Origin of the sequence: Streptomyces sp. NBC_00414 (genome assembly GCF_036038375.1) — a bacterium.
In the GTDB taxonomy this organism is placed as follows: Bacteria; Actinomycetota; Actinomycetes; order Streptomycetales; family Streptomycetaceae; genus Streptomyces.
In genome coordinates this window covers 6601226-6622817 of sequence record NZ_CP107935.1, presented here as the reverse complement: position 1 = coordinate 6622817, position 21592 = coordinate 6601226, and the positions used below count along the sequence as shown (strand labels likewise).

18 protein-coding genes are annotated in these 21592 nt (G+C 73.1%); 13 read left to right on the top strand and 5 right to left on the bottom strand.

Going from position 1 to position 21592, the window contains the following annotated elements:
• Positions 1-7 precede the first annotated feature (7 nt).
• From OHS59_RS28825 to OHS59_RS28790, 8 genes are all read left to right on the top strand, one after another.
• The gene (locus OHS59_RS28825) at positions 8-1201 is read left to right on the top strand and encodes a glycosyltransferase (protein ID WP_328496257.1); all 1194 of its coding nucleotides are present in this window, start codon (positions 8-10) and stop codon (positions 1199-1201) included.
• Entirely contained in the window at positions 1198-2700 is a 1503-nt protein-coding gene (locus OHS59_RS28820; protein ID WP_328496256.1) for an exopolysaccharide biosynthesis polyprenyl glycosylphosphotransferase, read from the top strand. The genes OHS59_RS28825 and OHS59_RS28820 overlap by 4 nt, the downstream gene beginning before the upstream one ends.
• A 4-nt stretch (positions 2701-2704) precedes the next feature.
• Positions 2705-4093: an O-antigen ligase family protein gene (locus tag OHS59_RS28815; protein ID WP_443061517.1), complete on the top strand. Its 1389-nt coding sequence runs from the start codon at positions 2705-2707 to the stop codon at positions 4091-4093.
• Complete coding sequence (murJ, locus tag OHS59_RS28810; RefSeq protein WP_328496255.1) at positions 4090-6174, top strand: murein biosynthesis integral membrane protein MurJ; 2085 nt, start codon at positions 4090-4092, stop codon at positions 6172-6174. Before OHS59_RS28815 ends, murJ begins: the two co-directional genes overlap by 4 nt.
• 94 nt (positions 6175-6268) lie before the next feature.
• A complete protein-coding gene (locus tag OHS59_RS28805; RefSeq protein ID WP_328499405.1) occupies positions 6269-6988 on the top strand; it encodes a polysaccharide deacetylase family protein in 720 nt (239 codons plus the stop codon).
• The gene (locus OHS59_RS28800; RefSeq protein WP_328496254.1) at positions 6985-8121 is read left to right on the top strand and encodes a glycosyltransferase; all 1137 of its coding nucleotides are present in this window, start codon (positions 6985-6987) and stop codon (positions 8119-8121) included. Before OHS59_RS28805 ends, OHS59_RS28800 begins: the two co-directional genes overlap by 4 nt.
• Positions 8118-8774 (top strand): lipopolysaccharide biosynthesis protein, encoded by a 657-nt coding sequence (locus tag OHS59_RS28795; protein WP_328496253.1) that lies wholly within the window; start codon positions 8118-8120, stop codon positions 8772-8774. The genes OHS59_RS28800 and OHS59_RS28795 overlap by 4 nt, the downstream gene beginning before the upstream one ends.
• Positions 8771-9958 (top strand): GNAT family N-acetyltransferase, encoded by a 1188-nt coding sequence (locus tag OHS59_RS28790; protein WP_328496252.1) that lies wholly within the window; start codon positions 8771-8773, stop codon positions 9956-9958. The genes OHS59_RS28795 and OHS59_RS28790 overlap by 4 nt, the downstream gene beginning before the upstream one ends.
• Before the next feature lie 26 nt (positions 9959-9984).
• Here the strand turns inward: OHS59_RS28790 and OHS59_RS28785 are convergent, their stop codons facing one another.
• Positions 9985-11295, bottom strand: coding sequence for a glycoside hydrolase family 26 protein (locus tag OHS59_RS28785; protein ID WP_328496251.1), 1311 nt, complete (start codon positions 11293-11295; stop codon positions 9985-9987).
• 144 nt (positions 11296-11439) lie between these two features.
• On the opposite strand from OHS59_RS28785, the gene OHS59_RS28780 reads away from it, so the two are divergent.
• Both OHS59_RS28780 and OHS59_RS28775 read left to right on the top strand, forming a co-directional pair.
• Positions 11440-12741 carry a carboxylate--amine ligase gene (locus tag OHS59_RS28780; RefSeq protein ID WP_328496250.1) on the top strand — a complete coding sequence of 434 codons (1302 nt, stop codon included), beginning with the start codon at positions 11440-11442 and terminating at the stop codon, positions 12739-12741.
• Complete coding sequence (locus OHS59_RS28775; protein ID WP_328496249.1) at positions 12741-14000, top strand: NAD(P)-binding domain-containing protein; 1260 nt, start codon at positions 12741-12743, stop codon at positions 13998-14000. Before OHS59_RS28780 ends, OHS59_RS28775 begins: the two co-directional genes overlap by 1 nt.
• Before the next feature lie 65 nt (positions 14001-14065).
• Here the strand turns inward: OHS59_RS28775 and OHS59_RS28770 are convergent, their stop codons facing one another.
• From OHS59_RS28770 to OHS59_RS28760, 3 genes are all read right to left on the bottom strand, one after another.
• Positions 14066-15007, bottom strand: a complete 942-nt coding sequence (locus OHS59_RS28770) for a chaplin family protein (protein ID WP_328496248.1) — start codon at positions 15005-15007, stop codon at positions 14066-14068.
• Between the two features lie 104 nt (positions 15008-15111).
• Positions 15112-15369 (bottom strand): chaplin, encoded by a 258-nt coding sequence (locus tag OHS59_RS28765; RefSeq protein WP_107016150.1) that lies wholly within the window; start codon positions 15367-15369, stop codon positions 15112-15114.
• Between the two features lie 271 nt (positions 15370-15640).
• Positions 15641-16057 (bottom strand): rodlin, encoded by a 417-nt coding sequence (locus OHS59_RS28760; RefSeq protein WP_328496247.1) that lies wholly within the window; start codon positions 16055-16057, stop codon positions 15641-15643.
• A gap of 251 nt (positions 16058-16308) precedes the next feature.
• Between OHS59_RS28760 and OHS59_RS28755 the strand changes: the two genes are divergently transcribed.
• Together OHS59_RS28755 and OHS59_RS28750 are read left to right on the top strand one after the other, a co-directional pair.
• On the top strand, positions 16309-16722 hold the full coding sequence (locus OHS59_RS28755) for a rodlin (RefSeq protein WP_189775724.1): 414 nt from the start codon (positions 16309-16311) through the stop codon (positions 16720-16722).
• Positions 16723-16917: 195 nt separating this feature from the next.
• On the top strand, positions 16918-17328 hold the full coding sequence (locus OHS59_RS28750; RefSeq protein WP_328496246.1) for a rodlin: 411 nt from the start codon (positions 16918-16920) through the stop codon (positions 17326-17328).
• Between the two features lie 88 nt (positions 17329-17416).
• Here OHS59_RS28750 and OHS59_RS28745 read toward each other — a convergent pair whose 3' ends face one another.
• The gene (locus OHS59_RS28745) at positions 17417-19429 is read right to left on the bottom strand and encodes an AMP-dependent synthetase/ligase (protein WP_328496245.1); all 2013 of its coding nucleotides are present in this window, start codon (positions 19427-19429) and stop codon (positions 17417-17419) included.
• A gap of 162 nt (positions 19430-19591) precedes the next feature.
• Between OHS59_RS28745 and OHS59_RS28740 the strand changes: the two genes are divergently transcribed.
• Entirely contained in the window at positions 19592-21343 is a 1752-nt protein-coding gene (locus OHS59_RS28740) for a hypothetical protein (protein ID WP_328496244.1), read from the top strand.
• Positions 21344-21592 lie beyond the last annotated feature (249 nt).

Below are 21592 nucleotides of genomic sequence, written 5' to 3'. Positions count from 1 at the left end.
AGCGCGTATGCAACTCCCACCGACCGGCACCGGGCCGCGGGTCCTGCACGTCACCCAGCCCGTCGACGGCGGGGTGGCCCGCGTCGTCACCGACCTGGTGCGGGCGCAGCTGACGGCCGGCGCGGAGGTCACCGTCGCCTGTCCGCCGTCCGGCGGCCTCGCGACGGCCGCCGAACTCCTGGGCGCCGGCGTACGGCACTGGCAGGCGACCCGCTCACCGGGCCCCCGGCTCGCCCAGGAGGTACGGAGTCTGCGTCAGCTCGTGCGCGAGGTACGCCCCGACGTCGTGCACGCACACAGTGCCAAGGCCGGTCTCGCGGTGCGGCTCGCCGTGCGCGGCCGGGTGCCGACCGTGTTCCAGCCGCACGCCTGGTCGTTCGAGGCCGTCGGCGGGGCCACCGCGCTGTTCGCGCTCAACTGGGAGCGGATGGGCGCGCGTTGGGCCTCGCGGGTGGTGTGCGTCAGCGAGGCCGAGCGGCGCACCGGGCAGCGCTCGGGGATCCGGGGTCGGTGGAGCGTCATCCCCAACGGCATCGACACCGAGGGCTTCCATCCGGCGCCGGTGGACACCGTACGGGCCGGGATTGCGCTGCTCGAAGGGGTCGACGCGGCGGCGCCGCTGGTGGTCTGCGTCGGGCGGCTGTGCCGGCAGAAGGGACAGGACGTCCTGCTGGAGGCGTGGCACGAGGTGACCCGGCGGGTGCCCGCCGCGCGGCTCGTGCTGGTCGGCGACGGGCCGGACGCGCAGGCGCTGCGGGCCGCGGCTCCTCCGTCCGTGCTGTTCGCCGGGGCCGTCACCGATGCCACGCCCTGGTACCAGGCCGCCGATCTGGTCGTCCTGCCGTCCCGCTGGGAGGGCATGGCGCTGGCGCCCCTTGAGGCCATGGCCTGCGGGCGGCCCGTCGTGATCACCGATGTGGACGGGGCGCGCGAGAGCCTGCCGCCGGGCCAGGCGGCACGCTGCCTGGTGCCGTCCGAGCGGCCCGGCGCGCTGGCCGGGGCCGTCGCCGAGCTGCTCCTCGACCCGCTGCTGCGCGAGTCGCTCGGTCATCAGGGGCGCCGGTACGTAACGACCACGCACGACGTGCGGCGCACGGCCGCGGCCGTCGCCGACGTGTACCGCGATCTGATCGGCACCTGGCCGACCGGACGGAACACGGGCGTGGACCACACCGAGTGCAGGGAGTCCATCCACACGTGACTGCGGAAAGTACCGTTCCCTCCCCCGGCGGCCGGCCGCGGGCGGCGGACCACGGATTCTCGTCCATCCCATCCCTCCCACCCTTCTCATCCGTCTCGTCCGGCTCATCCGCCTCGCCCGTCTCTGTCATCCCGCCGCGCGAGGAGATCGGCGGCTACAGATTTCCCAGCGGCGGACGGACCTTCGCGCGGCGGCCCTCCCGGCTGCCGCTGCCCGCCGTGGACATCGGCGCGGCGCTGGCCGGCGGTGTTCTGGCGCTGCCCTGGCCGCATCCGCTTCCACTCGCCCTGCTGGTGCTCGCGGTGCTCCGGCTCAACGCGCACGGGTCGCTGTACCGCGCCGCGCACACCCCCGCCGTGCCCGCCTTACTGGACGAACTGCCCGCCGTCTGCGGCCGGATCGCGCTGAGCTGGTGTGCCCTCGCGGCCCTGCTGGCCACGTACTCCCCGCAGCACGCGCTGTCCGCCCGCGCCCTGGTCCTCGGCTGCGCGGTGCAGGCGCTGCTGAGCTGCGCGGGCCGGGGCGTCGTGCACGGGCACCGGCGCCGGGCGCTCCTGCGGCGCCCGCGCGCGGCCCTGGTGGTCGGCCGCACCGCCGACGCGCAGCGGGTGGCGGCCGCCCTCCTGCGCCATCCGGGCTGCGGAGTACGCCCGGTGGGCGTCGTCGCCGACGCGGCGAGCGACGGCGAGGGGCTGCCGGTGCTGACCACCGGCGAGGAGGTCCAGCGCGCCCTCATCCAGAACGGCGTGCAGGACGTGCTCGCCGTGGAACCGTCCGGCTGGTCCGAACAGGTCCCGCTGCTGCGGGCGTTGGGTGAGTCGGGCTGCGCCGTGTGGGAGGTGCGCTCGGACTCGTCGGCGTACGGGCGGTCCGACCGGCTCGCCGGGTTCGCCTGCCGGCGGCTGCCCATGGGGCGGCGGTACGGGAGCGCCGGGAAGCGGCTGCTCGACGTACTGGTGTCCGGGGTCCTGCTGCTGCTGGTCAGTCCGGTGCTGCTGGTCTGCGCGGTCGTGCTGCGGGCCGTCGACGGACCCGGTGTGGTGTTCCGGCAGGAGCGCATCGGCAAGGACGGGCGACCGTTCACCCTGCTGAAGTTCCGTACGCACCGGCCGGTCGACGCGCACGAGGCGGCGACCCGCTGGAGCGTGGCGAACGAGCACGAGATGGTCTGGTTCTGCCGCTTCCTGCGACGGAGCTCGCTGGACGAGCTGCTCCAGCTGTGGAACGTCTTCTGGGGCGACATGAGCCTGGTCGGCCCGCGCCCCGAACGGCCCTTCTTCGTGGGCCAGTTCAGCCAGACGTATCCCGGTTACGCGGCCCGCCACCGGATGCGTACCGGCATCACCGGGCTCGCGCAGATCCACGGGCTGCGCGGCGACACCTCGATCGAGGACCGCTGCCGGTTCGACAACGCGTACATCGACAACTGGTCGCTCTGGCAGGACGTCTGCATCCTGGTGCGCACCGCGGTCTCGCTCGTGCGTCCGACGGGGAGCTGAACCGGTGACCCAGGTCCTGTCCGCCCCGCCGTCGGCCACCGTCCTGGCCTCGGCGCCCCGCCGCTTCCTGCCCGTGCTGCCGGTGATCGCCCTGGTCGCCATGCTCGCGCTGCCGGTCTCGGCGGACGGCGGCGGCACCATCGCCGACGCCGTGTCCGGGCTGGTCGTGGTGTGCTGCGCACTGCGTCTGGTACGCGGCCGGCGGCGCCCCCTGTCCCCTACCGCGGCCGTCGTGCTCGGGCTGCCCGTCGTCGGGGTCGCGGTCGCGGCGGCCGGCGCGGCCACGGCCGGGGTGGGGGCCGAGGGGCTCGTACGCTATCTGCAGATCTTCGTGCTGGTGCCTGCGGCGGTGCTGCTGCTGATCCGCGACCGCCGTGACGCCCGTCTGGTCGCCTGGTCCCTCGTCGGGCTGGCGCTGTGGCAGGGGGCGATCGGGGTCCACCAGTTCGTGACCGGGACCGGGGCCTCGTACCAGGGCGAGATGATCCGGGCCGTGGGCACGTTCGGGCCGACGGACGTCATGGGCATGGCGGCCGTGGTGGCCTTCGGTCTGATGTGCGCGCTCGGTCTCGCGCTCGGGTCCGGGCCCGCGCGGCAGCGGACCGTGGCGGCGGTGTGCGCGCTCGCGCTGGTGGTGCCGCTCGCGCTGTCCTTCAGCCGGGGGGCGTGGATCGCGACGGCGGTGGCGTGCGGGGTACAGCTCGTGCTCGCCGGGATGCGGCGGGCCGTACAGGTGTTCGCCGCGGTGTTCGCGGCCTCGGTGGTCCTGGTGGGCGGGCTCGGGGTGGGCTCCGCGATGCTCCAGGAGCGGATCAGCAGCATCACGCAGGTCGCGGACGCGCCGGACCAGTCGGTGACCGACCGGTACACGATGTGGACGGCCGCCGTGGACATGTGGAGCGGCCGGCCGATGACCGGGGTGGGGCTGAAGGGCTTCCCCGAATATCGCGACGGGCACGCCTCGCTCGCGCTGTCCTCGGGCAGTGACACGGACGGGGCGGGCGCCGGCTTCCACCGTCAGCCGCTCCTGTCACCGCACAACATGTATCTGCTGATCCTCAGCGAGCAGGGGCTGCTGGGGCTGCTCGCGCTGGCCGGCAGCTGGCTGGCGCTGCTGGCCCTCGGACTGCGGCGGCTCTTCCGCGCACGGCGTTCGGCGGCCGGCCCCGAAGGCGCCGAAGGCCTCGGCGGCTCCGGCGGCCTCGACTGCGCGCTCGTCGCGTGCGGGCTGCTGGTCTGGCAGTTGGTCGACTTCGTGTACGCCGACATCGGCGGCCCCTCGACCGTGCTGACCGCGCTGGTCCTCGGCTTCGCCGCCTGGTGGGCGCTGGCCGACCAAGGGGTCGGCGAGAGGGCCGACGGCAGGGCCGACGAGGGAGCTGGGCGACGATGACGGTGACGCCTTCCCGGGCCGAGGGCGAGGGGACGACGGCGCGAAGGGGCCGCCATCGGCGGACGGGAACCAAGGCTGGGACCGGAACCGGCCCCGGGGCCGGAGCCGAAGCCGGGGCCAAGGCCGGGACCGGGACCGCGGCCGAGAAGCACGGTGACGCCACGGCCGGGGGCGAGGACGAGGTCCAGTTGCCCGGCGCCCGCGTGGCGACGGCCGACGCCACACCCGGTGGGACCATCGCCACCGAGACGGCCACCCACGCCCACACCGACATCGCTTCCGGTTCCGGTTCCGCTTCCGGTTCCGCTTCCGCTTCCGCTTCCGGGAACGTCGGGCCCGCCGGAGGCCGCCCCGCCGAAGTCACCCCGCCCACCCGTGGGTTCCTCGCCAAGGCGACGCTCGTCACCGCCGTTCTCTCCATCGCGGGCGCGCTGCTCGGCCTGGGCCGGGACCAGGCGCTCGCGCATCTCTTCGGCGCAGGCACCGAGACGGACGCCTTTCTCGTCGCGTGGACGGTGCCGGAGGTCGCGGCGACGCTGCTGATCGAGGACGGGATGGCCTTCGTGCTGGTCCCGGCGTTCAGCCTGGCCGTGGCACGGCGGGCCCGCGGAGCCGCCGGGGACCCCGTCCGGGCCCTCGTCGCCTCGACACTGCCCCGCATCGCGCTGGCCCTGGTGGCGGTCTCCGCACTGCTGATGGCCGGGGCTCCGTACCTGGTCGCGGGGCTGGCGCCGGGACTGCCCGACCCCGGGCTCGCGGTCGACTGCACCCGGCTGACGGCGACCTGTGTCCTGAGCTTCGGGCTCGCCGGCTACTGCAGCGCGGCCTTGCGCGCGCACCGCCGCTTCCTGGCTCCGGCCGCCATCTACGTCGCCTACAACACCGGCATCATCACGGCGATGTTCGTCCTCGGCGGGCGCTGGGGGGTGCGGTCGGCGGCCGTCGGCGTCGCGCTGGGCGGCTGTCTGATGGTGGCGGCGCAGACCCCCGCCCTCGTACGGCAGCTCTTCGGCCGCCACAGGTCGGCGACCTCGACCGCAAGCCCAAGCGCAGGTGCACGCACAGGCGCAGGCGCACGCACAGGCGCAACCGAAGCATCAGCCTCAGCCTCGGCTTCGGCCGCGACTTCCGAGACCGCCCTCGCCGAGACCCGGGTGACCACGGGCACCGAAAGCCCGGTGGCCGAGCGGTCCATGACGCACTCGGTGAACCTCGCCCTCGTCACCCCGGTCCTGCTCTTCGCCCTCTGCCGTCAGTCCCAGGTCCTCATCGAGCGCTACCTCGCCTCCAACCTGCCCTCCGGAGCCATCTCGCACCTGAACTACGCGCAGAAGGTCGCCCAGATCCCGATGACCCTCTCGCTGATGCTGTGCACCGTCACCTTCCCGGTGCTGGCGCAGGCGCTCGCCGAGGGCGACACCGAGCGGGCCCGCAGCCGTGTCGAGCGCGATGTCGCGGTCGCCTCGTGCATAGTGCTGCTGGGCGCGGCGGCGGTCTTCGCCTGTGCGCCGCAGATCATCCAACTCCTTTTCCAGCGGGGCGCGTTCACCGCGCAGGACACGGCGGCGACGGCGACCGTCATGCGGGTCTACTCGGTGGGGCTGCTCGGCCACACCCTGGTGGGCGCGCTCGTGCGGACGTACTTCTCGGCCGGCCGGCCCACCTGGTACCCGCTCGCCGCGATGGCCGCGGGCATCGTCGCGACCTCGTGGATCGGCGCGGGGACCGTCGACGCCTGGGGGGTCTCCGGGATCGCCGCCGCGAACGCGATCGGGATCACCCTCACCGCGGCACTGCTGCTGTCCGGCATGAACGAGCGGCGCAGCGTGCCGATCCGCACCCGCGGGGTCGTCCACGAACTCACCAAGCCGTTCCGTGCGGCCGTGTGCGCGGCCGTGGCGGGGGCCCTGGTCGCGAGCCGTTTCGAATCGCCCGAACTCGCCCTGCTCACCGGCGGCCTGACCGTCACGTTCGTCTATGTCCTGCTGCTCCGGTTGCTCGGCGTCCAGGCCGTCGCACCCGCCTTCCGTACCGCCCTCCGTTCCGTCACCCGAAGGCTGCCGCATGCCCGTTTCCGCTGACCCGACCGACCTGCCCGACCCGGCCGACCTCCCCCGTACCGCTGCCGGTGCCCCTCCCCGCACCCGCCCGGTCACGGCGCCCCTGTGGGTGGCGATGTACCACTCGGTGGGCGACTGCTCCGACGACCCGTACCGCATCACGGTCTCGCCCGACCGCCTCGACCGGCAGCTGGGCTGGCTGCACCGCCGGGGCCTGCGCGGGGTGGGCATGGCGGACCTGCTCGCGGCCCGTGCCCGGGGCGAGGGGCGGGGCCTGGTGGGCCTCACCTTCGACGACGGCTACGCGGACTTCGCCGACAACGCCCTGCCCGTGCTCCGGCGCTGGGGCTTCGGCGCCACCGTGTTCGTCCTGCCGGGCAGGCTCGGCGGCACGAACGAGTGGGACCCGCTCGGCCCCCGTAAACCGCTCCTGACAGCCGACGGCATCCGCCGGCTCGCGGACACCGAGGGCCTGGAGATCGCCTCGCACGGCCTCACCCATGTCGACCTCACCCTGGCCGACGACGCGCTGCTGGGCGCCGAGGTCGGCGGCAGCCGGGCCCTCCTGTCCGAGCTGACGGGCCGAGAGGTCCTGGGCCTGTGCTACCCGTACGGGACGGTCGACCAGCGGGTCGCCGACGCCGTGCGGGCCGCCGGTTACGGCTACGCGTGCGCGATCGACCCCGGCCCGCTCACCGGTGTCTTCGCCCTGCCCCGGGTGCACATCGGGGAGAACGACACCTCCTGGCGGCTGCTGCTGAAGTACCGCCTCAACCGGCTGCGCAGGCGCCCGGCGCCGCTGGCGGCCGGCCCGGTGACGGAGGTAGCCCGGTGAAGGCCCTGCACGTCATCACCGGGCTCGGCGTCGGCGGGGCCGAGCAGCAACTGCGCCTGCTGGTGCGGAACCTGCCGGTCGACTGCGACGTGGTGACCCTGACCAACCCCGGCGCGGTCGCCGAGGGCCTCGTCGCGGACGGCGTGCGCGTCACCCACCTCGGCATACAGGGCAACCGCGACCTTGCGGCGCTCCCGCGCCTCGCCCGGCTGATCCGCGTCGGCCGCTACGACCTCGTCCACACCCACCTCTACCGGGCCTGCGTGTACGGCAGGGCCGCCGCCCGGATCGCCGGGGTGAAGGCGGTCGTGGCCACCGAGCACTCGCTCGGCGACTCGCAGATGGAGGGCCGCCGGCTCACCCCGGGCGTCCGGGCGCTGTACCTGGCCAGCGAGCGCCTGGGCCGATCGACGGTCGCGGTCTCGCCGACGGTCGCCGAACGGCTGCGCCGCTGGGGCGTGCCCGGGCCGCGTATCGAGGTCGTGCCGAACGGCATCGACGTGGACCGCTTCCGCTTCGACCCGGCCCTGCGCGAGAGCACCCGGCGGCGGCTGGGGCTGCCGCAGGGGGCGTACGTCGTCGGGGGTGTCGGGCGGCTGACGGCCGGCAAGCGGTTCGAGGTGCTCGTGCGGGCGCTGGCCGAACTCCCCGACGACGTCTGGCTGTTGCTGGTCGGCGGGGGGCCGCAGGAGAGCGTGCTGCGGCGGGCCGCGCAGCGCGTGGGCGTCGCCGACCGGGTGCTGTTCACGGGCGAGCGCCCCAACGGGCCCTCCGGACAGGACGCTTCGGGCGGCCTCGACCTGCCGTCCCTGACCGGGGCCATGGACCTCCTCGCCTCACCCTCCGCGGAGGAGGCCTTCGGGCTCGCCGTCGTGGAGGCCCTGGCGGCCGGTCTGCCCGTGCTCTACGTCTCCTGCCCCGCCGTCGACGACCTGCCCCGGGACGCGGCGCCGTTCGCCCGGCGGGTGCAGGGCGGCTCGGACTCGTTCGTACGGGCCGTGCGGCAGGCCCGCGCGCAGGGCACCCGGTCGCGCTCCGCGCCGGAGGCCGCCCACCACTACAGCATCGCCCGCAGTGCCGACCGGCTCATGGACATCTACACGGCCGCAACTCTGGGAGTGAGTTCCTCATGACCGACAACCCCATCCGTATCACCGGGCGGCCGGGAACGGCACTCGCCCGCGCCAGGACGCTGCCGCCGTGGTCCCTGCTCGCCGCGGGCGTACTCCTCGGCGGTGCGCTCGGCGGCGCGTACGGCGCCCTGAAGACGCCGGAGTACACCGCCACGAGTTACGTCATCGCCGTCCCCACCGAGCAGTCGGACCCGGCGGCGGCGCTCGGTTTCGCGCAGGCCTACGGGCGGGTCGCCACGCAGCTCGCGGTGCTCGGGGACGCCCAGGTGTGGGCGGGCGTACCGGTGTCGACCCTGCGCGAGAGCGTGCGGACGGCGACCTCGCCGGACGCGCCGATGGTCGCCGTGACCGCCACCTCCGAGCGCCCCGACCTGGCCGCGGACATCGCCAACGCCGTGTCGCGCTCGCTGACCCGGCACGCGAACGACACCGAGGACAGCACGCATGTGGAGCTGCTGCAGTTCTCCCGTGCGATCAAGCCCACCGAGGCGTCCTCGGCGTCCCCGGCGGTAACCGGTCTCGTCGGCGCGAGCGCCGGCGGGCTGCTCGGCGGACTCGCGCTGCTGGTCCGGCCGCGGCGTGCCCCGGAAACGTCGCCGACGGCCTCGGTGCCGGGCCCCGCCACCGCCGCCGACGTGCACGGACAGCTGTGAGAGCCGCCGCGCTGCGGACACCGCCGCGCACGGAGCTGCGTACGGAACTGTGCACGGACGAGCGGGAGTTCGGGCGGCTGGCCGAGGCGTGGGGCGCGCTGTACCGGCGGTGCGGCACGGCGACACCGTTCCAGAGCCACGCGTGGCTGCACTCGTGGTGGCTCTCGTACGGCACGCCCGGCCGGCTCCGCCTCGTGCTCGTGCGCGACGGCGCCGACCTGGTGGCCGCCGCCCCGCTGATGCTCGTACGGCAGCCGTGGCCGGCCCTCGTGCCGCTGGGCGGGTCGATCTCCGACTTCGGGGACGTGCTGATCGAGGACGGCGAGCGCGCCGAGCGGGCGACCGCCGCCCTGGCCGACGGGCTGGCCACGGCCGCGCGCACCGCGCTGATCGACTTCCGTGAGGTGCGGCCCGGCGGCGCGGTGGAGCGGGTGTACGCGAGCTGGCGCGGGCCCCGTCGGCAGGTGCCGGACTCGCTGTGCCTGGAGCTGCCCGCCGTGCCGATGGACGACCTGATCGGACGGCTCGCGACGGCCAAGGCGCAGCAGCGGGTCCGCGCCAAGCTGCGCAAACTGACCACGCTGGGCGTCGAACGGCGTGCCGTACGCCCGGACGAGGTGGACGCGGCACTGCGCAGGCTCCTGGAGCTGCACCGGCTGCAGTGGCAGGGCCGCAAGGTGACCACCGAGCATCTGCAGGAGCGATTCGCCGAACACCTGATCCGTTCGGTGGGGCCGATGGTCCGCGCCGGGGACGCCGTCGTGACCGAGTTCCGGGTGGACGACACCGTGCTGGCCGTCGATCTGACCCTGCTGTCAGGGAAGTTGGCGGGCGGCTACCTGTACGGCGCGCATCCGCAGCTGCGGGAGCGCAAGGCGGACGTGGCGACGATGCTGCTGCACGCCTGCGCCCAGTACACCGGGACCGGAGCGGGCGGCGGGACGGGCAACGGAACGGGGGCCGGGACGGGCGGGCGCCGGGTGCTGAGCCTGCTGCGCGGCAACGAACCCTACAAGCACCACTGGCGCCCGGATCCCGTCGTCAACCAGCGTTTCCTGCTGGCCCGGCGCCGGACCGCGCCGCTGATGTCGGCCGCGGTCTGTGACGTGGCCGCGCGCACCCGGGGCAAGAAGCTGCTCGACCGGTTCGCCGGCTGGAGGGAACGCGGTGGCGGCAGGCCGTGACCGACCTGCCGCCACTCGCGCCTTGGTCAGCGGTTGCGCGACCACCAGTCGAAGCGCAGACAGAGCTTCCCGCCGAGCCAGTACTCCACCCAGTCGCCCAGGACCACCGGCGAGCAGTTCGGCGGCCGTACCGGTGTCGGATCGGTGGGCTTCGGCGGATCCGTCGGCTTGGGCGGGTCGGTGGGCTTCGGTGTCGGGTCGGTCGGGTTCGGCACCGGGATCGGGTCGGTGCGGCCGAAGAGCACGGACCGGTAGATCGCGGAGGCCTCGGGGTTGTCGTCGCACTGCCACACACCGTGCGGGCAGTAGTCGGTGACCGTGTTGTACAGCGGCTTGTGCTCGTCCAGCCAGGCGAGCATCCGCTTCATGTAGGTCGCGTTGTCGCCGTTTCGGAAGAGCCCCCATTCAGGATAGGAGATCGGCTTTCCGTGCGCTTTCGCGAAGTCGACGTGCGCCTGAAGCCCATAGGGTTCCGACACCGCCTCGTCGAATGACTGTCCGCGCGGCTGGTCGTACGAATCCATGCCGATGACGTCGACCGTCTCGTCGCCCGGATAGCACTGGGTCCAGGGAATGGCGTCCCGGCCACGGTTCGGAGTGAAGTCGAAGCGGAATTTCTGCCCCGGCACCGCTCTCATGGCCGTGACGATCCTGTCCCAGTACTTCTTCCAGGCCTCCGGGTCCGGCCCGCAGCGATGGGTGTACGTGATGCCGTTCATTTCCCAGCCGAGCACGATGACGGTGTCGGGCACCTCCAGCTCGACGAGCCGCTCGGCCAGCTTGCGGAAGTGGTGGTCGAACTCACCGGCCGCGCCGCGCCGCAGCAGCCCGCGGACCTCCCGGTCGGAGACCCCCTCCTCGTTGCGCTCCAGCATGGGCACGTTGAGGACGAAGAGCCGGTCGGCCTCCTCCCGCCGCCAGTCCGCCCAGGCATCGAGGAAGCCGGGCAGGCCCTCGATGTTGCTCCAGCGGTCGCCCGGCAGATACGTGTGGGCCACGCGCAGCTCGGCCCCGCCCAGCCAGTGGCTGAGCTCGGCGATCCGGGCCACCCCGCGGGGCCCGTAGTCCAGGTAGGCGCCGAAGGCCGGCGTCTGGGGCGCCTTCGGCGGCACGGGCTGCGGAGTCGCCTGCCCGGGTGCGGTCGGCGCGGCACCCGGCGCCATCGGCGCCACGACACCGGTGGGCGCGGTCGGCGGCGGGGCCGGTGGCTCCCCCGCCCGCGCGCCCGCCGCGTACCCCGTCCCGGACGCGAGGGCGGCCGAGGCGAAGAGTCCGGCGGTGAGTACGGCGGCGACGCATGCCGGCCGTCTGGTTCGGGTCCGTTGCAGTGGGGCCATGTCCACTCCTCGCGCTTCATTTCCACCGTCCACTGACACTCAGTCATATGAATATGAATTGCGCCAACCGAGGCCGAGCGCCGGGGAAATGCCCTATCACCCGCACGGGTGAGAAATCAGAAGCGACCTCAAGGAAATATGCCCATGCCGTCCTTCGACGTCCGTGTCCCCGCCGTGCTGCTGCGGACCGACCGGAATCCCTTTCACCACGGCACGCTGGGAGCCGTACGGTCACTCGGCCGGGCCGGAATCGACGTGCACCTGGTCGCTGATTCGACCGGAAGTCCGGTGCGCGGCTCCCGATTCGTCCGCCGGATGCATCCGCCGCCCGCCCCCGGGGCCACGCCCGCCGACATCGCCGTGACGTTGCGCCGAGTGGCGGCGCGGGTGGGCCGTCCCGCCGTACTGATCCCAATGGATGACGCGAGCGCCGTCGCCGTGGACCGGATGCGGGCCGAGCTCTCCCCCCGCTTCCTGCTGCCCCTGACTCCCACGGGTCTCGCCGAACGGGTCGCGGACAAGGCGGAACTGGCCGCCGTGTGCGCGTCCGCGGGGATCCCGCACCCGGTGACGCTGGTACCGGACAGCCCCGCGCAGGCGGCCTCGGCGGCCCGGCGGCTGGGGCTGCCGGTGGTGGCGAAGTGGAGCCGCCCCTGGCTGCTGCCCGCCGGTTCGGACCTGCGCAGCACGACGGTGCTGGACACCGCGCGGGAGGCCCGGGACCTGTACCGGCGGGCCGGGGAGGCGGGCAGCCCGCTGCTCCTCCAGGCGTTCCTGCCGCCGGGGCCGGACCGGGACTGGTTCTTCCACGGGTACGTGGACCGGTCCGGGGCGGTGCGCGGGGGCGGCGCGGGCCTCAAGCAGCGGGCCTGGCCGCGCGGCGCGGGGCTGACCGCGGTGGGCCGCTGGACGCCGAACCCGGCCGTGACGGCGCTGGCCGAACGGCTGGTCGCGCGGCTCGGCTACCGCGGCATCCTCGACCTGGACTTCCGGCTCGACGGCTCGACCGGCGCGTACCACCTGCTCGACTTCAATCCGCGGCCCGGTGCGCAGTTCCGGCTGTTCGCCGACGGGGCGGGCCTCGACGTGGTGCGGGCCCTGCACCTGGACCTGACCCACCGTCCGTTGCCGGCGCCCGTGCCCCTCCCGGGCCGGACCTTCGTGGTGGAGAACTACGCGCCGCTCTCGGCCGCCTTCCGGAGCGGGACCGAACTGGCCTGGCACGCCCGGGACGACCTCGGGCCCGGTGCCGCCCTGTGGGCGCTGTGGTCCCGCCACCTGGGCAGACGCGCGGGCCGGCACCTGCTGGACCGCGCACGCCGGCCGGCCCCCGCACCGCCCGCCCCCACCTGCCTCACCCGACCGCCCTCCCCCTCACCGTCCCCCTCCCCGTCACCTTCCGGCGTGAATCCCCTGTCCGACGAAGAGAAAGCGAGCAGTCACTGATGTACGACCTGCTGGTGGTGGGAGCCGGGCCCTACGGCCTGTCCATCGCCTCCCACGCCGCGGCGGCCGGCCTGAGCCTGCGCGTGTTCGGCCGGCCCATGGCCTCCTGGCGCGACCACATGCCCCGCGGCATGTTCCTGAAGTCCGAACCGTGGGCCTCCAACCTCTCGGATCCCCAGGGCCGACTGAGCCTGGCCGCCTACTGCGCGGAACAGGGGGTGGAGGCCCGGCACGGGGCGCCCATCCCGGTCGAGGTGTTCGCCTCGTACGGACTGTGGTTCGCGCGGCACTCCGTCCCGGAGGTGGACGAGCGCGCGATCGCGCACGTCCACCCCTGCCCGGGCGGTTTCGAGGTGGTCACGGAGGACGGCATGTCCGTGCGCGCGCGGACGGTCGCGCTGGCGGTCGGCGTCCTGCCCTTCACCGAAGTGCCCTCCGCTCTGCGGGGGTTGGGCTCCGACTACGTGTCGCACAGCAGTCACCACCGTGACCTGGACCGGTTCCTGGGCAAGGACGTCACCGTCGTCGGCGGCGGCCAGGCGGCCCTGGAGACGGCGGCGCTGCTCGCCGAACAGGGCACCCGCGTCCGGGTCGTGGCCCGGGCCCCCGGGCTCTCCTGGAACGACGTGCCGCCGCCCTGGGAGCGCCCGTGGTGGCAGTCGGCCCGCGCCCCGCACAGCGGCCTGGGCCCCGGCTGGCGCAACTGGTTCTACGCCGAGCGCCCCGGCGCGTTCCGCCGCCTCCCCGAGCCGACCCGCGCCCGGATCGCCACCACGGCCCTCGGGCCCGCGGGCGCCTGGTGGATCCGCGACCGGGTCGAGCCGTCCGTCGACCTGCTGCTGGGCCACGAGATCGCGGCGGCGTACGGGTCCGGAGGCGGCGTACGGCTCGAAATGCTCGGCCCGGCGGGCGAGTTGACGTCCCTCGACACCGAACACGTCATCGCGGCGACGGGGTTCAAGCCGACCCGTGAGCGCCTGGGACTCCTGACGGCCGACCTGCACGAGGGCCTGACCGCGTCACCCGACGGGTCTCCCTACGTGGGGCGGGAGTTCGAATCGTCCTGGCCCGGGCTCTTCATGGCGGGCCTGGTCACGGCAGCGGGCTTCGGCCCCGCCATGCGGTTCGTGCACGGCGCCTCGTTCACGGCCCGGACCCTCGTACGAGGAGTTCGGCGCCGGCTCCGTACGGGCCCGGCCCGGCTGCCCGTGCCCGGCGCGCGGGAGCGGCGCGGGGTGCTGGGGGCGGCGGGACGCTGACCGCGCGGGTGCCGGGTTCCGGGTGCCGGGCACAAGGCCTCCGGCACCCGGTACCCGGCGCGTCGTCACCGGCGGGACGCGGCCCGGTTCTTTCGGTACAGGACCGCTCCCCCGAGCAGCAGAGCCGTGCCGGCGGCGGAGGCCGCGAGCATCCCGTCGACACCGGTGTGCGCCAGCTCCGGCCAGGGGCCCGCTCCCGAGGAGGGCGCGGACGGATGCGTCGTTCCCCCCGGACCCGTGGTGGGCGGGCTCGTCTCCGGGTGCCCCGACGTGGGCGGCACCGTAGCCGGCGGCCCCGTGACGGGAGGCGTGGTCGTCGGCGGGGTGGTGTGCGGCGGGGTGGACGGGGGCCCGGACGGCGGGGTCTCGTCGTCCCCGTAACCCTTCGGGCCGTCGCCGTGGTCCTCCGGTCCGTCGCCGTAACCCTTCGGGCCGTCGTGATGGCCGCACTTGTCGCCGAACGCGGGGTTCAGCAGGCCGGCCGCGTCAGCGGTGTCGCCGCACGCGTTCGCCGGCGCGTCCACCGGGGCCTCGCCGTTGTTGCCCGTACCGACGCCGGGCGCGTCGTGCGTGCCGCCGTGCGTGGAGGAGCCACCGCCGTGATGACCGGACCCGTGGTGACCGGAGCTCTGGTGGCCCGACCCGTGGTGACCGGAGCCGTCACCGTGGTCCGAGCCGTATCCGTGGTCCGAGCCGCTCCCGTGGTGCGAGCCGTATCCGGCCGGGGCTCCGTGACGGGGCCCGTCCGGCTTGCGGTGCTTGCCCTTGGGGGTGGCGCAGGAGTTGCCGAACGACGGGTTGAGGCCGGCTGCCGCGTTCGCGGAGTTGCCGCACGCGTTCACGGGCACCCCCACCGGCGCCTGCACGTTGTTGCCGGACAGCACTCCGGGCGAGTCCGCCGCGACGGCGTGCCCGTCCGAGTCCGCGAACGCCTGGGAGGCGTACAGGGACAAGATGCTCGTCGCGGCGGCGGCCGCGACCATTCCCTTGCTCAGGGTCTGTCGCAACTTCGTTGTCTTCTCTGCTGGTAGAAGTGGGAAAAGCCGGCCTTGGCACCGGAATGCGGTCCAAGGCCGGCGTGACTCAGCCGTTCGGCTGGTGCGTTACGACGTCAGTCGTTGACGCACTCGTTGCCGAACGCCGGGTTCAGCAGGCCGATCACGTTGATCGAGTTGCCGCACACGTTGACAGGAATGTGCACGGGCACCTGGAGAACGTTGCCGGAGAGGACGCCGGGCGAGCCCACGGCGGCACCCTCGGCCTCGGAGTCGGCGAAGGCCGGGGCGGCCATGCCCATGGCCATGATCGCGCCGGCGATGACGACGGCACTCTTCTTGTGCTTCACGTACTTCCCTTTCTCTGCGGTCATGCCCAATGACGGCCGAAACCGGACGAGCCCAGCCTGAACGGCTCGCACCATGACCTGCGGGCTGTTGAACGAGGAGACGGGGGACGAAGAAACTACAGAAAGTGCGACTCTCCGGTATTTCACCCGAACGCCCGGAGCGGAATGGGTGGCGAAACGTCACTGCACAAAGGAGAACCAGCAGAAAACAAAAGCGGAAAATACTTCCGAAAAACCCGGCCCGCCCCGCCGCGCATGGCGACGGGGCGGGCCGGGCGGCCGACGCGGCGGCGGATCAGCTGCCGACGGCGCCGTTGCCCGAGAGCACCGGGATGTTGTCCACGAGGTGCGACAGCGGCTCGTCGCCCTTCGCCTGGGTGGAGTTCTCGGTGCACTGCTGGTTCTGCGGGGCCGACAGGATCGGCACGTCCTGCAGAACGGTGACCGGCACCAGGACACCCACGAGCGAGGCCAGGTTGGCCTTGACCGGGACACCGAGGCACAGCTTGTTGAGCGAGCCCTGGACGAGCTGGCCCTGAGGGCTCATGTCGCCCTTGGTCTTCGCGTTGCCGTACACCTGCTCGGCCTGGTTGCCGTTGGCGGTGGTGACGCCGCTGTCGTTGCCGATGGCAAGCGCCTGCGGGGCGGCGGCCGCCGAGACACCGACGACAGAAGCGGCGACCGCCGCCGCGGCCATTGCCTTCTTGAGCATTTCTCCGGTCCTTTCATGGCAGAGACGCATGTTCCTGCTCCCGCATCAACCGGAGACCGGGCGATTGGTTTCGAGGTGTCACCCGGTTGGCCCGTTCGGCGATCCGCAATAGACGGAATCCTGCGCGCGCATGCGTAGTACAAACGGCATTCCCAAATGGGCCATCGGAGTGAACCGCAGCAACTATGCGGGCCGGGCGCAGTTGTCCAGGTCGCTCCGGTGGACGGGGTTACTCCAGAAGGGACCAGCAAGTGATCAAGAAGGTTATGGCTGCCGCGGCGGTCGCCGCTTCCGTCGCCGGTGTTTCGGCTGCCGCCGCGCCCCAGGCGATGGCGATCGGCAACGACAACGGCGTCACCACCGCCAACGGCAACCACGCCGCGCAGATCTACGGCAACCAGGCCACCTACGGCGACATGAGCCCGCAGATGGCGCTCATCCAGGGCTCGCTCAACAAGCCCTGCATCGGCCTGCCCGCCAAGGCCAACCTGGCCTCGCTCGTCGGCCTGGTGCCGATCACGGTCGCCCAGGACGTGCCGATCCTGTCGGCCCCGCAGAACCAGCAGTGCACCGAGAACTCCACGCAGGCGAAGGGCGACGAGCCCCTCTCGCACATCCTGAGCAACATCCCGGTGCTCTCGGGCAACGGTGCCTCCGGCAGCTGATCTGCCGTAACACCCAGTGGGCCGCCGGCCTTCCCGGCGGCCCACCGCCCCTGCCACGCCAACGGCGGCGCGCAGCTCCGGCCCTCGGGAATATCTGTGGGCCAATCGGGGCAAACCCCGCAACCGCACCGTCCACCGCACTGTTGATGACTATGCGGCTCCGTCACGGGGGCCACTCTCCGAAAGGGAACGAACATGAAGAAGCTGATGGCGACCGCGGCCATTGCCGCCTCTGTCGCCGGTCTGTCGGCCGCTGGCGCGCCCCAGGCGCTGGCCATCGGCAACGACGACGGCGTCACCACCGCCAACGGCAACGGTTCCGTCCAGAAGTACGGCAACCAGGCCACGCACGGCAAGATGAGCCCCCAGCTCTCGCTCGTGCAGGGCACGCTGAACAAGCCGTGTGTCGGTCTGCCGGTCAAGGCCAACCTGGCCTCGCTCGTCGGCCTGGTGCCGGTCACCGTTCTGCAGGACGTGCCGATCCTGTCGGCCCCGCAGAACCAGCAGTGCACCGAGAACTCCACCCAGGCGAAGGGCGACGAGCCGCTGTCGCACATCCTGGACAACATCCCGGTGCTCTCGGGCAACGGCGCTGCCGGAAGCTGACCTTCCCAGTTCCGCGAACAGCGGGTCACCCCTCGGGGGTGGCCCGCTGTTCCCGTGTCCGCCGTTCCCGTCTCTACTGCTCCTGTCTCTACTGCTCCTGCGTCTGCTGTTCCCGGGTCCGCGACGCGTTGGCGTACAGGGCCTCGATGTCCCGCGCGTACGCCGCCGTCACCGCGTGGCGCTTGATCTTCAGGGACGGGGTGAGCAGGCCGTTGTCCTCGGTGAACTCGCCCTCCACCAGGGCGAAGTCACGGATCGACTCGGCCCTGGAGACGGCCCGGTTCGCGTGGTCCACGACCTTCTGGACGTCGGCGCGCAACCGGGGGTCGTGGATCAGCTCGGACAGCGGGGTGTCGGCCGGCATCCCGCGGACGTACAGCCAGTGGGTGAGGTCCTCGCGGTCCAGGGTGATCAGGGCGGCGATGTAGGGGCGGTTGTCGCCGACGACGACGCACTGGCCGACCGGGGGGCGGCTGCGCAGGCGGTCCTCCAGGACGGCCGGGGAGACGTTCTTGCCGCCCGAGGTGACGATGATGTCCTTCTTCCGGCCGGTGATGGTGAGGTAGCCGTCCTCGTCGAGCGCGCCCAGGTCACCGGTGGCGAACCACTCGTCGGTCAGTACGGCGTCGGTGGCCGCCGGGTCGTTCCAGTAGGCGCCGAAGACGATGCCGCCCTTGATGAGCACCTCGCCGTCGTCGGCGATACGGACGGCCGTGCCCGGTACGGGGAGGCCCACCGTGCCGGGGCGGGGCCGCAGGGGCGGGACGATCGTCGCGGCGGCGGTGGTCTCCGTCAGGCCGTAGCCCTCGTAGACGATGATTCCGGCGGCGTAGAAGAAGAGGCTGAGGTCGCGGTCGAGCGGGGAGCCGCCGCTGATGGCGTAGCGCGTACGGCCGCCGATCTCCTTGCGGACACGGCGGTAGACCAGCAGGTCGTACAGGGCCCAGGCGGCGTAGAGGCCCGGGCCGGGGCCCTTGCCGCGGCCGAGGAACCTGTCCAGGTGCAGCTCGCCGAAGCGGACGGCGATCCGGTGCGCGCGGTCGAAGGAGGCGCCGCGGCCGATGCGTTCGGCGGTGGCGCGGCCGGTGCCGTGGATCTTCTCGAAGAGGTAGGGCACACCGACCAGGAACGTGGGCCGGAACTCCCGGAGCGCCGGGCGGAGTTCGTCGGGCTTGATGCTCGGGAAGTGACCCAGCTCGATCCGGGCCATCAGGCAGGAGATCTGCAGGGTGCGCCCCAGGATGTGGGCGAGGGGGAGGAAGAGGAGTGTCGAGGCCTGCTGGCCGGTGACCTCCTTGAAGACGGGGTGGAGGAGTTCGACGGTGTTCGCGGCCTCGGCGTACAGGTTGGCGTGGGTGAGGACGCAGCCCTTGGGCCGGCCGGTGGTGCCGGAGGTGTAGCAGATCGTGGCGACGGTGTCGGGGGTCAGCGCGGTGCGGCGCTTGGTGACCTCCTCGTCGGGTATGTCGCGGCCCAGGGCGGCCAGTTCGGCGACGGCTCCACCGGTTCCGGCGGTTTCGGCGGTTTCGGATCCACCCGTTCCGGCTTCGGCGTCGAGCTGCCAGATCTGCGGGGGTGCCGGGTGGTCGGCCGTGCCGGTCGTGACCGCCGCCGCGTTCTCCGACGTCTCGACGACGACGAAGCGGGTGGCGGAGTCCCGGACGATCCACTCGATCTGTTCCGGTGACGACGTGGGGTACACGGGGACCGACAGGCCGCCCGCGGCCCAGATCGCGAAGTCGAGCAGCGTCCACTCGTAGCGGGTACGGGACATCACCGCGACGCGCCCGCCCGGTTCGAGACCCGCCGCGATCAGCCCCTTGGCGACGGCGGTGACTTCACGGGCGAAGGCGGCGGCGGTCACCGGCCGCCAACTGCCGTGCTCACCGCGGCGGACGACCACGGCGTCGGGGGCCTCGGCCGCGTTGGTGAAGGGCAGGTCGGCGATGCTGCCGGTGGTGGCCCGCGGCGCGAGGGCGGGCATGCGTGCCTCACGGACCGCGCCGCTCCCGTCCTTCGCGACCTCGACCTGGGCGCGGCCCGCCGGAGTGGTCGAATCGGTGCGCTTCTTGGCCTGCTTCATTTCCCTGCGTACGCCCATGAAGGCTCCCGTGGCGGCTCGCGGTGCGGTGACGCTTACTCGGTGCTGTGACGCTTACTCGATGCGGGTGACGCTTACTTACCTCAGAGTAAACTTACTCATGCGTAGGGGATTTTCAACAGGCGCGTCAAGCTCGGCCGGACGTGGGCCGATGAACGGATCATGACGTCGACGCACTCGCCCGCCCACCCTTCGTACGCCCCGCACTCCTCGTACTCGTCCTACCGAAGGGCCCGACCGCCCTCGCCCTCCTCCGCGTGGGCGGACCGGCTGCGGGTCGCGGTGTGGCTCGTGCCCGCGCTCCTGGTGGCGTACGCGGGGTTCCGGCGGCGGTGGATGTCCGACGACGCCTACATCTACGTACGGACCGTGCGGCAGGTGCTGGCGGGGAACGGGCCCGTGTTCAACGCGGGTGAGCGGGTGGAGTCGTCGACCGGCACGCTGTGGCAGTGGCTGCTGGTCGCGGCCGGGGCGGCGGGGGCCGATCCGGCGTCGGCGGCGGTGTTCGGGGGGCTGTTGCTGACCGCCGCCGGGTTCGCGCTCGCGGGGATCGGCGCGCTGCGGACGTACGGCGGGCGCGCGGCCGTGCCGTTGGGGTCGCTGGTGCTGCTCGGGCTGCCTCCCGTGTGGGACTTCGCCACCTCGGGGCTGGAGACGGGACTCGTCACCTGCTGGATCGCCGGGGCGTGGCTGGCCCTGACGGCGAGGCCCGGCTCGCTCGTCACGTCCATGGTCATCGGTCTCGGGCCCCTGGTGCGGCCCGACCTGGGGCTGGTGACCGTGGTGTTCCTGGGCGCCCAGTGGCTGCTCGTACGGCCGTCGTGGCGGGGCGCGTTCGCGGGTGCGGGGGTGGCGGGGGCACTGCCGGCCGCGTACGAGATCTTCCGGGCCGGGTACTACGGGCATCTGGTGCCGCTGCCCGCGGTGACGAAGGAGGCCTCGCAGAGCCTGTGGGGACGGGGGCTGGTCTATCTGGGGGACTTCGCGCATCCCTATCTGCTGTGGGTGCCCGCGCTGTTCGTGGCGGCGGCCGTGCTGCCCTCGCGCGCGGGTTCGTACGGGGGTTCGCGCGGGGGCCTGCGCGGGCTGGGGGTGGTGCGGCTCGTTCCCGCGCTCGCGCCCGTCGTCGCCGGGCTGCTGTGCTGGCTGTACGTGGTCAAGGTCGGCGGGGACTTCATGCACGGGCGCATGCTGCTGCCCGGGCTGCTGCTGATGCTGCTGCCCGTCTTCGTCGTCCCGGTGACACGGGTGGGCACGCTGGCGGCGGTCGGCGTAGGCCTGTGGGCGGTGGCCTGCGCCGGCTGGCTGCGGATTCCGTACGGCGGACAGATCGGGTCGGCGGGGATCGCGGACGAACGCGGGGTGTACGTCCGCCACAACGCCGATCCGCATCCGGTGCGGCACACCTTCGCCGGGGCTCCGCATCATCTGGAGTACGCGCGGAAGGTGTGGGCGGCGGGTCGGTCGGGGGCGCCGGCGCTGTTGTTCGGCAAGGACGCGCGGGTGGGCGCCGACAGGGCCGGTGTCACGGCGAGTTATGTGGTGCTCGGGCTGAACGGGGCCGTCGTCCCGCTCGACGGGGTCGCGCTCGATCCGATCGGGCTCGCGTATCCGCTGGCCGCGCATTCCGAACGGGTCGGGGCGGGGCGGGTCGGGCACGACAAGCATCTGCCGGCGGCGTGGCTCGCGGCCGACCGGGGTGTGGCGGGGGATCTGCCCGACCGGGCCGACGCGGGGGAGGTGGGGGCGGCTCGGCGGGCTCTGCGGTGCGGGGGGTTGGCGGAGCTGGAGTCCGCTGTGCGCGGGCCGCTCACGGTGGGTCGCTTCTTGCACAACGTGACCGGGGCGTGGGAGCGGACGGCGTTCCGCTTTCCGAACGATCCGGTGCGGGCGGAGAGGGAATTGTGCGGGTGAGTGGGGGCGGGGTGCGCAGTTCCCCGCGCCCCTCAGGGAGTGAGGGCCGGCGCCGATTGGACCTGCGGGTCCGTGAAGGTTGAGCGCGCCGTTCCCCGCGCCCCTCAGGGAGTAGGGGCCGGCGCCGATTGGACCTGCGGGTGAGTGGGGGGCGGGGTGCGCAGTTCCCCGCGCCCCTTAGGGGGTGGGTGGGGAGGTGTGCTTGTGGGAGGCGTGGTCAACTCGCGACGGTTCTCAGCTGCTCGGCGA